The 12,075-nt window shown below is 70.2% G+C and carries 11 protein-coding genes; 2 read left to right on the forward strand and 9 right to left on the reverse strand.

The annotated features are described in order from the left end of the window. Positions 1-171: 171 nt before the first annotated feature. From topA to AAHM41_RS17275, 6 genes are all read right to left on the reverse strand, one after another. Positions 172-2,820: a type I DNA topoisomerase gene (gene topA, locus AAHM41_RS17250; protein ID WP_342237799.1), complete on the reverse strand. Its 2,649-nt coding sequence runs from the start codon at positions 2,818-2,820 to the stop codon at positions 172-174. Positions 2,821-2,898: 78 nt separating this feature from the next. Beyond that, positions 2,899-4,038, reverse strand: a complete 1,140-nt coding sequence (gene dprA / locus AAHM41_RS17255; protein ID WP_342237800.1) for a DNA-processing protein DprA — start codon at positions 4,036-4,038, stop codon at positions 2,899-2,901. Between the two features lie 53 nt (positions 4,039-4,091). Beyond that, positions 4,092-4,745 carry a glycerol-3-phosphate 1-O-acyltransferase PlsY gene (plsY, locus tag AAHM41_RS17260; protein ID WP_342237801.1) on the reverse strand — a complete coding sequence of 218 codons (654 nt, stop codon included), beginning with the start codon at positions 4,743-4,745 and terminating at the stop codon, positions 4,092-4,094. A 69-nt stretch (positions 4,746-4,814) separates the two neighbouring features. Then, positions 4,815-6,044 (reverse strand): MFS transporter, encoded by a 1,230-nt coding sequence (locus AAHM41_RS17265; RefSeq protein ID WP_342237802.1) that lies wholly within the window; start codon positions 6,042-6,044, stop codon positions 4,815-4,817. 192 nt (positions 6,045-6,236) lie between these two features. Further along, positions 6,237-6,422, reverse strand: coding sequence for a DUF6726 family protein (locus tag AAHM41_RS17270; protein WP_342237803.1), 186 nt, complete (start codon positions 6,420-6,422; stop codon positions 6,237-6,239). 90 nt (positions 6,423-6,512) lie between these two features. Next, complete coding sequence (locus tag AAHM41_RS17275; RefSeq protein WP_342237804.1) at positions 6,513-7,379, reverse strand: dienelactone hydrolase family protein; 867 nt, start codon at positions 7,377-7,379, stop codon at positions 6,513-6,515. A 217-nt stretch (positions 7,380-7,596) separates the two neighbouring features. Here AAHM41_RS17275 and AAHM41_RS17280 point away from each other — a divergent pair, with 217 nt between their 5' ends. After that, positions 7,597-7,899, forward strand: a complete 303-nt coding sequence (locus AAHM41_RS17280; RefSeq protein WP_342237805.1) for a hypothetical protein — start codon at positions 7,597-7,599, stop codon at positions 7,897-7,899. A 223-nt stretch (positions 7,900-8,122) separates the two neighbouring features. Here AAHM41_RS17280 and AAHM41_RS17285 read toward each other — a convergent pair whose 3' ends face one another. Beyond that, positions 8,123-8,701 carry a hypothetical protein gene (locus AAHM41_RS17285; protein ID WP_342237806.1) on the reverse strand — a complete coding sequence of 193 codons (579 nt, stop codon included), beginning with the start codon at positions 8,699-8,701 and terminating at the stop codon, positions 8,123-8,125. A 106-nt stretch (positions 8,702-8,807) separates the two neighbouring features. Continuing rightward, positions 8,808-10,013: a CaiB/BaiF CoA transferase family protein gene (locus AAHM41_RS17290; protein WP_342237807.1), complete on the reverse strand. Its 1,206-nt coding sequence runs from the start codon at positions 10,011-10,013 to the stop codon at positions 8,808-8,810. Positions 10,014-10,194: 181 nt separating this feature from the next. Here AAHM41_RS17290 and AAHM41_RS17295 point away from each other — a divergent pair, with 181 nt between their 5' ends. Then, positions 10,195-11,793 carry a peptide ABC transporter substrate-binding protein gene (locus AAHM41_RS17295; RefSeq protein WP_342237808.1) on the forward strand — a complete coding sequence of 533 codons (1,599 nt, stop codon included), beginning with the start codon at positions 10,195-10,197 and terminating at the stop codon, positions 11,791-11,793. A 47-nt stretch (positions 11,794-11,840) separates the two neighbouring features. Here the strand turns inward: AAHM41_RS17295 and AAHM41_RS17300 are convergent, their stop codons facing one another. Beyond that, the gene (locus tag AAHM41_RS17300) at positions 11,841-12,044 is read right to left on the reverse strand and encodes a DUF1127 domain-containing protein (protein ID WP_342237809.1); all 204 of its coding nucleotides are present in this window, start codon (positions 12,042-12,044) and stop codon (positions 11,841-11,843) included. Positions 12,045-12,075 lie beyond the last annotated feature (31 nt).

Below are 12,075 nucleotides of genomic sequence, written 5' to 3' on the forward strand. Positions count from 1 at the left end.
ATAAAAACCCCCCCCCCCCCCCCCGGGGGGGGGGGGGGGCAGGGGGAGGGGGCTGCGCGCATCCGCGCGCGAATGGGCAGGGATGCGGCCGGCTGAGAGAACCCCCTCCCCCTAGCCCCCTCCCGCGAGGGGAGGGGGGACTCAGGTTTGAATGGGGGAGGGGGGATGCGTTCACTCGGCCGCCTTGCCCTTGCGGGCTGCCGCCTTCTTCGCCGGGGCCTTCTTGGCGGCGGACTTCGGCGCCGCCTTGGCCGCCGAGCGGCCGCGGCCGCCCTTGGCCGGGCCCTTCGCCGCCTTGGCGGCGAGCCATTCGACGGCCTTCTCCACCGTCACCGCCTCGGGCTCGACGCCGCGGGGCAGCGAGGCCATGACCTTGCCGTGCCGGACATAGGGGCCGTAGCGGCCGGCGAACACCTTGATCGGCTCGCCGCCATCGGGATGCGCCCCGACCTCGCGCAGCGGCTCGGCGCTGGGCCGGGCCTTGGCGTTGTCGGCGGCCAGCAGGTCGACGGCGCGGTTCATGCCGATCTTCAGCACATCCTCTTCCGGCGGCAGGTTCTTGTACTTGTCGCCATGCTTCAGATAGGGCCCGTAGCGGCCGATGCCAGCCAGGATCGGCTCGCCGGACTCCGGGTGTCGGCCGATCTCGCGCGGCAGCGACAGCAGGGCCAGCGCCTCGGCCAGCGTCATCGCCATCGGGTCCTGCGACTTGGTCAGCGAGGCGCGCTTGGGCTTCTCGCCTTTCTCGGCCTCGTCCTTCGGCCCGAGCTGGGCGTAGATGCCGTAGGGGCCCTTGCGGATCGACACCGGCAGGCCGGTCTCCGGATCGTCGCCGAGCAGGCGGGGGAAGGCCGATTCCTCGCCGCCATTCTCCTCGCCCGGGGCGCCGAGCGGCCGGGTGTAGCGGCAGTCCGGATAGTTCGAGCAGCCGATGAAGGCGCCGGTGCGGCCGAGCTTCAGCCCCATCCGGCCCTTGGCGCAGGACGGGCACAGCCGCGGGTCGGTGCCGTCGCCCTTCGGCGGGAACAGGTGGTCGGACAGCGCCTCGTCCAGGGCCGAGATCACGTCGCCGATCTTGAGGTCCTTGGTGCCCTCGACCGCGGCGTGGAACGCGGCCCAGAAGTCGCGCAGCACCTGCTTCCAGTCGAGCTTGCCGCCCGAGATGTCGTCGAGCTGCTCCTCCAGCTTGGCGGTGAAATCGTATTCGACGTAGCGGCGGAAGAAGTTCTCGAGGAAGGCGGTGACGATGCGGCCGCGGTCCTCCGGGATGAAGCGCTTCTTCTCCAGCCGGACGTACTCCCGGTCCTGCAGCACCTGCAGGATCGAGGCGTAGGTGGAGGGGCGGCCGATGCCCAGCTCCTCCATCCGCTTGACCAGGCTGGCTTCGGTGAAGCGCGGCGGCGGCTGGGTGAAATGCTGCTCCGGCACGGTCTTGCGGCGGTCGACCGCGTCGCCCTTGGCCATCGCCGGCAGGCGGCGCTGGCTCTCATCCGCATCTTCGCCGGGGGCCACGGGGTCGTCGCGGTCCTCCTGGTAGACCTTGAGGAAGCCGTCGAAGCGGATGACCGTGCCGACGGCGCGGAACACCGCGGTCTGGCGGGCGTCGGCGACGTCGACGATGGCCTGGTCCATCACCGCCGATTCCATCTGGCAGGCCATGGTGCGCTTCCAGATCAGCTCGTAGAGCCGCAGCTCCTCGCGCGACAGGGACCGCGACACCTCCTCCGGCCGGCGGCGCAGGTCGGTCGGGCGGATCGCCTCATGCGCCTCCTGGGCGTTCTTGGCGGTCGATTTGTAGACCCGCGGCGAGGACGGGACGTAGGTCGGGCCGTACAGGTTGCCGATCGCCTGGCGGGCCTGGGCGATGGCCTCGCCGGCCAGGGTCAGGCCGTCGGTCCGCATATAGGTGATCAGGCCGACCGTCTCGCCGCCGATGTCGACGCCTTCATACAGGCGCTGGGCGGTGCGCATGGTCTGGGTCGCGCTCATGCCCAGCTTGCGCGACGCCTCCTGCTGCAAGGTCGAGGTGGTGAAGGGCGGGGCCGGGTGGCGCCGCACCTGCTTGGTCTCGACCGAGGCCACGGCGAAGGCCAGCGGGTCGATCGCCGCCACCGCGGCCCGGGCCGAGGCCTCGTCCGGCAGGTCGAACTTGTCGAGCTTGCGGCCGTTCAGATGGGTCAGCCGGGCGGTGAACTCGTCGCCCTTCGGCGTCCGGAACACCGCCTCGATGCTCCAGAACTCGCGGGCCCGGAAGCGCTCGATCTCCAGCTCACGCTCGCAGATCAGCCGCAGCGCCACCGACTGGACGCGGCCGGCGGAGCGGGAGCCCGGCAGCTTGCGCCACAGCACCGGCGACAGGGTGAAGCCGACCAGATAGTCCAGCGCCCGGCGGGCCAGATAGGCCTCGATCAGCTCGCGGTCCAGGTCGCGCGGATTTGCGACGGCGTCGAGGATGGCCGATTTGGTGATCTCGTTGAAGGTCACCCGGCGGATCTCGACGTCCTTCAGCCCGCGGCGGTCGCGCAGCAGCTGCTGCACATGCCAGGAGATGGCCTCGCCCTCGCGATCCGGGTCGGTGGCCAGCAGCACGCGGGTGACGTCCTTGGCGGCGCGGGCGATCTCGTCCATGCGGGACTTGCCGCGGTCGGCCAGCTCCCAGTCCATGGCGAAGTCTTCCTCCGGCCGGACCGACCCGTCCTTGGCCGGCAGGTCGCGGACATGGCCGAAGCTGGCCAGCACCGTATAGTCGCGGCCGAGATATTTGTTGATCGTCTTGGCCTTCGCGGGCGACTCGACGATGACGAGGGTCTGGTCTGCCAAAGCGCCACACTCAATCTTTACGACGGCATCGCCGGAGGGCGGCGCCAGGAAAACCACGCCTCGCCGCGGGGCGTTGCGTCAAAGGAGACTGATCCGGTTGCCGGGTTGGCGCTCGATCCGGCCGGCGAGTTCGAGCTCCAGCAGCACGGTCAGCACCACCGGCGGAGACAATTGGCAATCGCGCAACAGTTCGTCAACCGCCGTCGGCGTCGGCGACAGCCGTTCCAGCACCTCGGCCATCGCCCGGGTGCGGTCGGCCTCGACCCCGTCGCCGCCCTCCGGGAGGGAGGCGGAGGGGGAACGGGACGCCGGGGGCGGCGGTTCGCGCAGCAGCGGGGCGGAGATCTGCGGCGCCAGCGCCTCGAGCACATGCTCGGCCGATTCGACCAGGGTGGCGCCGCCGCGGATCAGCCGGTTGCAGCCCTGGGCGCGGGGGTCGAGCGGCGATCCCGGCACCGCCAGCACCTGCCGGCCCTGCTCGGCGGCCATGCGGGCGGTGATCAGCGAGCCGGAGCGCAACGCCGCCTCGATCACCACCACGCCGAGCGACAGGCCGGAGATCAGCCGGTTGCGGCGCGGGAAGTGACGCGCGGTCGGCTGGGTGCCGAGGGCGCATTCCGCCACCGCGAGCCCGGACTCGGCGAGGCGGTCGTAGAGCCCGGCATTCTCCGGCGGGTAGACGATGTCGAGGCCGCCGGCCAGCACCGCCAGCGTGCCGGTGGCGAAGGCGCCCTCATGCGCCGCGGTGTCGATGCCGCGGGCGAAGCCGGAGACCACGGTGAAGCCGGCCTCGCCCAGCTGCCGTGCCATGTCATGGGCGAAGCGGCGGCCATTGAGCGAGGCGTTGCGGGCCCCGACGATGCCGACCATCGGCCGGGCCGCGAAATCGCCGCGGCCGCGCAGCGACAGCACCGGCGGGGCGTCCTCGATCGCGGCGAGACTCTCGGGATAGTCGGGCTCGCAGGCGGCGACGAGGCGGCCGCCGATCCGCACCAGCGCCTCCAGCTCGCGCTTCGCCTCGGCCATGGCGGGCGGCTTCAGCTCGGCCCGCCGGCCGCCGCGGCGCGACAGCTCGGGCAGCGCCTCGATCGCGGCGCCGGCCGAGCCGTAGCGGGCGATCAGGGCGTGGAAGGTGATGGGCCCGACGGCGTCGGTCCGGGCCAGGCGAAGCCAGTCCAGCCGTTCGGCTTCGCTCAGGGGGCGCCGGGGCGTCGTCATCCGGCCAGCTTCGCGGCTGGGCGGCGGCCGGGTCAACCGGGATCGCGCGGCGGTCAGGCGGCGGCTTGCGTTTTCTTCTGGCCGATCTTCGGCTCCTCGCCGCGCAGCAGGCGGCGGATGTTGCCATCGTGGCGGACGAAGACCAGCACGGCGATGAACAGGGCCAGCGCCGCGCGCGGCAGGTCGGTCCACACCGCGCCGAAGAGGGTCGCGCCGGACAGGGCCCAGGCCAGGACCGGCGCAGCGGCGGTCGCGGTCAGCGACGCCAGGGACGAGTAGCGGAACAGCAAGGCGGTCACGAGCCAGATCAGGCAGCACAGCGCGCCGACCGGCCAGGCGATGGCCAGCAGGGTGCCCAGCGCCGTGGCCACGCCCTTGCCGCCCTTGAAGCCGAGCCAGACCGGGAAGTTGTGGCCCAGCATGGCGCCGCCGCCGGCGATGACGGCCAGCATCGGGTCGAACAGCCCGGCGATCAGCACCGCGGCGGCGCCCTTGCCGCCGTCCAGCAGCAGCGTCGCCAGGGCCAGGCCCTTGTGGCCGGTGCGCAGCACATTGGTGGCGCCGATGTTGCCGGAGCCGATGCTGCGGATGTCGCCCAGCCCGGCGGCCTTGGTCAGCACCAGGCCGAACGGGATGGAGCCGAGCAGATAGCCCAGCACCGCGGCGGCGGCGAGCGCCCAGATCGAGGTGGGGTCGAATGAGGACATGAGCGAATCCGTTCCTGCGCCGGCTCCATCATGGCGATTTTCCCGGCCGGGGGAACGGCGATGTCGGTATCAGGCGGCGTGGTTCAGGTGGCGGATCCGGCGCAGCTGCGGGAACCAGGCCGACCACAGCCCGGCCACCGCCATGGTGCCGAGGCCGCCGATCACCACCGCCGGCACCACCCCGATCAGCGCCGCCGAGAGGCCGGCGCGGAACTCGCCGACCTCGTTCGAGGCGCCGACGAACACCACGTTCACGGCATTGACCCGGCCGCGCAGCGAATCCGGCGTCCACAGCTGGATCAGGATCTCGCGGACATAGACGCTGACCATGTCGAAGGCGCCCATCAGGATCAGCGCCACGATCGACAGCCAGGGCAGGGTGGAGGCGCCGAAGACGCAGGTGAAGGCGCCGAAGCCGGCGACGCAGACGAACATGATCAGCCCGGCGTGGTCGTCGATCGGCCGGCGGGCCAGCCAGATCGCGGTGACCAGGGCGCCGATGCCCGAGCCGGCCCGCAGCAGGCCGAGGCCCCAGGGCCCGACGTCGAGGATGTCGCGGGCGTAGGCCGGCAGCAGCGCCGTGGCGCCGCCCAGCAGCACGGCGAAGAGGTCGAGCGAGATCGCGCCCAGTACCACCTTCTCGCCCCAGATGTAGCGGAAGCCGGCGCCCAGGCTGTGCCAGCTCGCCGGCTCCGGCACCGTCTTCTGCGCCGGCTTCGGGATCAGCGCCACCAGCACCACTGAGATCGCCATCAGCACAGCGGCGCTGGCATAGGGCACCTCGGGCGCCACGCCGTAGAGCAGGCCGCCGATCACCGGGCCGGTGATGGTGCCGATCTGCCAGGAGGAGGAGTTCCAGGCGATCGCGGTCGACAGATCCGCTGTCGGCACCAGGTTGGGCAGCAGCGACTGCGCCGCCGGGTTGAGGAAGGCGCGGGCGATGCCAAGCGCCGCGAGGACGACGAAGATCGGCCAGACCTGGTGGTCGCCGCCGATGGTGATGGCCAGCAGCGCCAGGGCGCACAGGATCTCCCCGCCGATGCAGACCGCCATGATCATCCGCCGGTTGTAGCGGTCGGCGGCGGCGCCGGTGGCCAGCACCAGCAGCAGCGACGGCAGGAACTGCACCAGCCCGACCAGGCCCAGGTCGAGGGGATCGCGCGTCAGGTCGTAGACCTGCCAGCCGACGGCGACGCTGACGAACTGCACCGCGAAGGTCGCGATCAACTTGGCGGTCCAGTAATAGGCGAAGCCGCGGTGGCGGAAGACGCTTGCGGCGGTCGGAGGGTCGGCGGTCATCGGCGGCGCTGGGGAAAGGGGCGCCGACCATAGCCCGAGCCCATCCGCCAATGCTACTGGCGCGGCCGTCTGACGGCGGTTTCTGCGCTTCCGGTGCTCACGGACTTGACGTCCGCTGCGCGCCGGTTCTCGAAACCACCGCCAGCCGACTCACGCCAGCGCATTCTCGGACGGGCTCTCGCTTGGCCTCTGTCAGTCGATGGCGTCGCCGGTGGCGTCGAACGGGGCGGCGACCGGATGGCCGACCACCGGCACCGCCTTGACCACCGCGCCAGTGACTCGGAACGGCGCGGCGACGACGCCGCAGCCGGCCAGGGCGACGGCCGCGGCGGCCAGCACCAGCCAGCGGGACGGTCGGCGGTAAGCGCGGGTCTTCATCTTTCGTCCTTCGTCTGCTTCCGGGATAGGAACGGCGTCGGTGCCGACATCTTAACACTCCCGCCGCGGCAATGGGGCCGGCAGGCCGGGTCAGAGCCCGTGCGCGCGGAACCAGGCCTGCAGCCGCTTCCAGCCATCCTCGGCCGGGCCTTGGCGATAGCTCGGCCGGTAATCGGCGTTGAAGGCGTGCGGCGTGTCCGGATAGACCACGAATTCGACGGTCTTGCCGGCCGCCTTGGCCGCCGCCTCCATCTGCTTGAGCGTGTCGACCGGGATGCCGGTGTCGGCGCCGCCATAGAGGCCCAGCACCGGAGCGTGCAGGTCGGCCACCAGGTCGATCGGGTTCTTCGGCTGCAGCGGCGTGGGGTCGCCGACCAGCTTGCCGTACCAGGCGACGGCGGCCTTGAGATTGGGGTTGTGCTCGGCATAGAGCCAGACGATGCGGCCGCCCCAGCAGAAGCCGGTGACGCCCAGCCGCGCGGCGTCGCCGCCGTCGGTGGCGGCGAAGGCGGCGGTGGCGTCGAGGTCGGACAGCACCTGGTGGTCCGGCACCTTGGCCACGATGGTCGAGATCAGCTGGTTGATGTCGGCGATCTTGCTGGCGTCGCCCTGCCGGGCATAGAGCTCGGTCGCGATCGCGTAGTAGCCGATCTTGGCCAGGCGGCGGCAGATGTCCTTGATGTGCTCGTGCACGCCGAAGATCTCCTGCACCACCAGGATCACCGGCGCCGGGCCGCCGGATTTCGGCTTGGCGCGATAGGCCGGGATCCGGCCGTCCTGGACCGGCACCTGCACCTCGCCGGCGTCCAGCCCCTCGGTGTCGGTGGTGATGGCCGCGGCGGAGACCGGCCGGGTGGCGAGCGCGAAGCCCGCGATCAGCGAGGTCATGGCGAAGCCCCGACGGGTCAGGTCGGCGGCATGGCGGAGGCTCGAAATGTCGGAATCGAAGCTGGTCATGGAAGCCTCTTCGTGGTCGGCGGCGGCAGCCGGAGATGCGCTGCGGCCCGCTGGCGGACGATAGGGACGCGCCGGGGCGCCTGTCGACCGCGGCATCGCCGCAGCCGATGCCGCCGGACGATCACTTGACGGGGATGGGCCGAGTTAGCCGAGGCTGCAAGTTTACCGAGAGTTTAGGCGCCTTACCAAGAATTAAGATGCTCCGGAGGGGTGATTCATGGCGTTCTCTTTCTGCGCGGCACTGTCGGATGTGCCGTTTCAACACGGCTCCCGGGAGCGCAAGACTATGCGGAAACTTATCCTCGCCGGCATCATGACGTTGGCCCTGCCCGTCGCTGCCTTCGCCCAGACTTCGGGCGCCACGGATGCCACCACCACGCCGGCGGCGACCGCCCACAAGACGACCCATCACACGGCGCATCGCCGTGCGCACACCACCAAGCATGCCAAGAAGCATGCCCAGGCTCACAAGAAGACCAGCTCGACGACGGCGGCGCCGTCGTCCACCCCCGTGAACTGATCGCTTCTCTCCCCCTTCCAGCGATCGTTCATGAAACCCCGGCGTCGGGCCTCGGCGCCGGGGTTCTTTTCAGCCAGACGAGCTCGACGACGGCGGCGCGTCGTCGTCCACCCAAGTGACCTGATCGCATCTCTCCCCCTTCCAGCGATCAGTCACAAAACCCCGGCGTCGGGCCTCGACGCCGGGGTTCTTTTTTAGTCAGCATTCGCCTTGATCACCCGCCTCAGCGGACGCTCGCGGCCAGCAGCTGGTTCCGCACCTCGACATGCGGATAGCCGGTCACGGTGGCGGAGCGCCCGACATAGCCGGGCTGGCCGCCCGGCACCACGACGGTCCAGGCCTCGGTCGGGGTCTGCAGGCGGAACGAGGTGATGCCACCCAGATGCGTGACGCCGTCGACATGGCCGGTCACCGTGATCGGCGTGTTGGTGGCGTATTCGCGTGGATCGGCCGGCGCCGACCCGCTCGGCATCGCCGTGACCGGCGGATGCCGCGGCTGCACGCCGCCCTGCACGATATAGGGCTGCTGCATCCGCAGGTTGGGGTCGACCGGATAGGACGTGGTTGGCTCGGCCATCACGGGCGGCGGCGGGGCGACGACCGCCGGGGGCGGCCGCACGATCACCGCCGGGGCAGGCCGCACGATCGGTGCTGGTGCCGGGGCGACCACCGTCGCGGCCGGGGCAGGAGTGACGACGGTCGGGGCGGGTGACGGCACGATGATGGTCTGGGCCATGGCCGGCGCTGCGATCAGCAGCGCGGCCAGGGCGGCGGCGGACGCCGCATGGACAGTCTTGGCCATGTCTCTGTTCTCCGTGTTTCCCGGGGCCAGGCACGACCGAACCGTGGCGCGTCCGCCATGGGCACGCGCACCTCGCCGGCGCGTGACGCCAGCCTCAATCCCCTTATTAACGCCCGGAAGCGGCTTTCGGTTCACCGAGCCAGTCCTGCAGCACCTCTCCGCCGTCGGCGCCGCAGACCGGCGGGGCGTGGCGATAGCTGACCGGCGTCTCCGACAGCCGGATCGGGCTGCCGATCAGGGCGACCGGGTCCGGCGCCAGCGGATGCGGCATCTCGATCCGCATCCCGCGGGCCACGACCTGCGGGTCGGCGAAGACCTGGTCGATGGTGTTGATCGGGCCGCAGGGCACCTGACGCGCCTCCAGCGCCTCGAGCCAGAAGCCGCGCGTCTTCCCGGCGATCAGCCCGGCGACGATCGGCACCAGCACCTCGCGGTTGCGCACCCGGGCCTGGTTGGTGGCGAAGCGCGGGTCGGCCGCCAGCTCCGCCCGGCCGGCGACAGCGCAGAACTTGGCGAATTGCGAATCGTTGCCGATCGCCAGGATCAGGTACTCGTCCGCCGCCCGGAACGCCTGGTAGGGCACGATGGTCGGATGGCCGTTGCCGGTGCGCGGCGTCGGCACGCCCGAGGTCAAATAGTACTGGCCGGCATTCGACAGCCAGGCCACCTGGGTGTCCAGCAGCGCCAGGTCGACCATCTGGCCGCGCCCGGTGCGGCGGCGGTGGTCGAGCGCGGCGAGGATGCCGATGGCGGCGTAGGTGCCGGTCATCAGGTCGGCGATGGCGACGCCGACCTTCATCGGCTCGCCGTCGACCGAGCCGGTCAGGCTCATGATCCCGCCCATGGCCTGGATCAGGTAATCGTAGCCGGCGCGCGCGGCGTAGGGGCCGGTCTGGCCGAAGCCGGTGATCGAGCAGTAGATCAGCGCCGGGAACTCGTCCTTCAGGTCGTCATAGCCGAGGCCGTAGCGGGCGAGGTCGCCGAGCTTGTAATTCTCGACCAGCACGTCGGCCCGGGCCACCAGCCGGCGCAGCAAAGCGCGCCCCTCTTCCTGGGTGAAGTCGATGGCGATCGAGCGCTTGTTGCGGTTGGCGCTGAGGTAGTAGGCGCTCTCGCTGGTGTCAGCGCCGTCGGCATCCTTGAGGAAGGGCGGGCCCCATTTCCGCGTGTCGTCGCCGACGCCCGGCCGCTCCACCTTGACCACGTCGGCGCCGAGGTCGCCCAGGATCTGGGTGGCGCTGGGGCCGGCCAGGACGCGGGTCAGGTCGAGCACCTTGAGGCCGGCCAGGGCGCCGGCGGGGCTGTCGGTCATTTCTCGGGGACTCCTCCATGCTCCGCCCTGGTTAGCCCAGGCGGGGCGGGGCCGCAATCGATGGGACATCCCGGACCATGACCCCAGGTTAAGACCTTCCTCCTTTTTGGCAGGGGCGCGCCGGTGGTATAGGCCATAGCCTTGGCTCCGAAGAAGAGCCAGCTCACAGGGGGTACACAAGATGCAAGGCTTCTCCAGGGTTCTCGTCCGCAGCCTGCTGGCGGCAGTGCTGCTGGGCGGGATGTCGCAGATCGCGGCGGCCGAGATGGTGCTGAACGCCGGCAACAGCCAGGAGCCGGAGTCGCTGGACATCCACAAATCCTCGGGCGTCAGCGAGGCGAATGTCCAGAACGACCTGTTCGAGGGTCTGCTGACCCAGGACGCCAAGGCGCAGCCGATCCCCGGCGCGGCCGAGAGCTGGACCGTCTCCGACGACGGCAAGACCTACACCTTCAAGCTGCGCGCCGACGGCAAATGGTCGGACGGCTCGCCGGTCACGGCCGGCGACTTCGTCTTCGCCTGGAAGCGCCTCCTGGACCAGAAGACGGCCAGCCCCTACGGCTATTTCATCGACCAGGTGGTCAACGCCAGGGACATCCGCCTCGGCACCAAGCCGGCCGACACGCTCGGGGTCAAGGCGGTCGACGACCGCACCTTCGAGGTTACCTTGGTCGGGCCGACGCCGTATTTCCTATCGACGCTGACCCACCACGCCACCTTCCCGCTCAGCCGCGCCAATCTCGAGAAGTTCGGCGACGAGTGGGTCAAGCCGGGCAACATGGTGTCGAACGGTGCCTACATGCTGGCCGAGGCGGTGCCGCAGTCGCATGTGAGGCTGGCCAAGAATCCCGAATTCCATGACGCCGCCGACGTCAAGATCGACACGGTCAACTACTTCGTGACCGAGGACGTCGACGCCGAGCTGGCGCGCTTCAAGACCGGCGAGCTCGACTACACCTACACCCTGCCGAACCAGCAGATCCCCGAGCTGAAACAGACCATGGCCGACGAGGTGCGGATCGTCCCCTACATCGGCACCTACTACTACACGGTCAACCTGACCCACGAGCCCTGGAAGAGCCATCCGGAGCTGCGCCGCGCCTTGTCGCTGGCGATCGACCGCGACGTCATGGTCAGCAAGATCACCCAGGGCGGCGAGCTGCCGGCCTACACCTTCGTGCCGCCGGGGATGAGCAACTTCGCCGCCTGGACGCCGAAGGAAGCCGGGGAGAGCCAGGCCCAGCGCGACGCCGAAGCCAAGGAGCTGTTCGCCAAGGCCGGCTACGGCCCGGACAAGCCGCTGGCAGTGGAGATCTCCTACAACACCTCCGAGAACCACAAGAAGATCGCCGTCGCCATCGGCGCGATGTGGAAGCAGAAGCTCGGCGTCGACACCACCCTGACCAATCTCGAATGGGGCACGATGCAGAGCGCGCTGCGCAAGAAGGAGTACAAGGATATCGGCCGCACCTCCTGGATCGGCGATTTCGACGACCCCAGCAACTTCCTCGACCTGTTCCGCAGCACCGCCGGCGAGCAGAACTACCCCAGCTACGCCAGTCCGGAGTACGACAAGCTGATGGATGCGGCGGTGGTCGAGGCCGACCTGGCCAAGCGCGCCCAGATCCTGGCCCAGGCCGAGCAGCTGTTCCTGGCCGACCAGGCGATCATCCCGATCTACTACTACACCAGCAAGCGGATGCTCTCGACCAAGGTGAAGGGCTGGCAGGACAACGTCCTCGACAACCATCTCAGCCGTTGGCTCTCGGTCGAACGGTAGGTTTTGCAGGTTGGGTTCGCCGGGGCGAACCCAACGCTGGGCCTGCCTCAGCCGCGCCAGAACGGCCGCAGCGCCTCGCGGTCGGCGGTGCCGCGCTCCAGGCCGAGGTCGCGCAGCTCGTGGTCGCTCAGCGTCCACAGCCGCGGGCGGGTGCGGGACCGGTGCAGCCACAGCGCGACCAGGGTCATGAGGCTCGCGGCGAGGCCGGGGCGAGCGGCGCCGGTCCGACGCTCGAAGGCGTAGGTCGACATGGTGTCTCTCCTGCAGAGGGAAGGGCTGCGG

The organism is Inquilinus sp. OTU3971 (genome assembly GCF_038440215.1).

Excerpts from the sequence above, each read along its gene's own strand:
- dprA (WP_342237800.1), bottom strand. The coding sequence starts at position 4,038 with ATGACGACGCCCCGGCGCCCCCTGAGCGAAGCCGAACGGCTGGACTGG.
- plsY (WP_342237801.1), bottom strand. The coding sequence starts at position 4,745 with ATGTCCTCATTCGACCCCACCTCGATCTGGGCGCTCGCCGCCGCCGCG.
- AAHM41_RS17265 (WP_342237802.1), bottom strand. The coding sequence starts at position 6,044 with ATGACCGCCGACCCTCCGACCGCCGCAAGCGTCTTCCGCCACCGCGGC.
- AAHM41_RS17270 (WP_342237803.1), bottom strand. The coding sequence starts at position 6,422 with ATGAAGACCCGCGCTTACCGCCGACCGTCCCGCTGGCTGGTGCTGGCC.
- AAHM41_RS17275 (WP_342237804.1), bottom strand. The coding sequence starts at position 7,379 with ATGACCAGCTTCGATTCCGACATTTCGAGCCTCCGCCATGCCGCCGAC.
- AAHM41_RS17280 (WP_342237805.1), top strand. The coding sequence starts at position 7,597 with ATGGCGTTCTCTTTCTGCGCGGCACTGTCGGATGTGCCGTTTCAACAC.
- AAHM41_RS17285 (WP_342237806.1), bottom strand. The coding sequence starts at position 8,701 with ATGGCCAAGACTGTCCATGCGGCGTCCGCCGCCGCCCTGGCCGCGCTG.
- AAHM41_RS17290 (WP_342237807.1), bottom strand. The coding sequence starts at position 10,013 with ATGACCGACAGCCCCGCCGGCGCCCTGGCCGGCCTCAAGGTGCTCGAC.
- AAHM41_RS17295 (WP_342237808.1), top strand. The coding sequence starts at position 10,195 with ATGCAAGGCTTCTCCAGGGTTCTCGTCCGCAGCCTGCTGGCGGCAGTG.
- AAHM41_RS17300 (WP_342237809.1), bottom strand. The coding sequence starts at position 12,044 with ATGTCGACCTACGCCTTCGAGCGTCGGACCGGCGCCGCTCGCCCCGGC.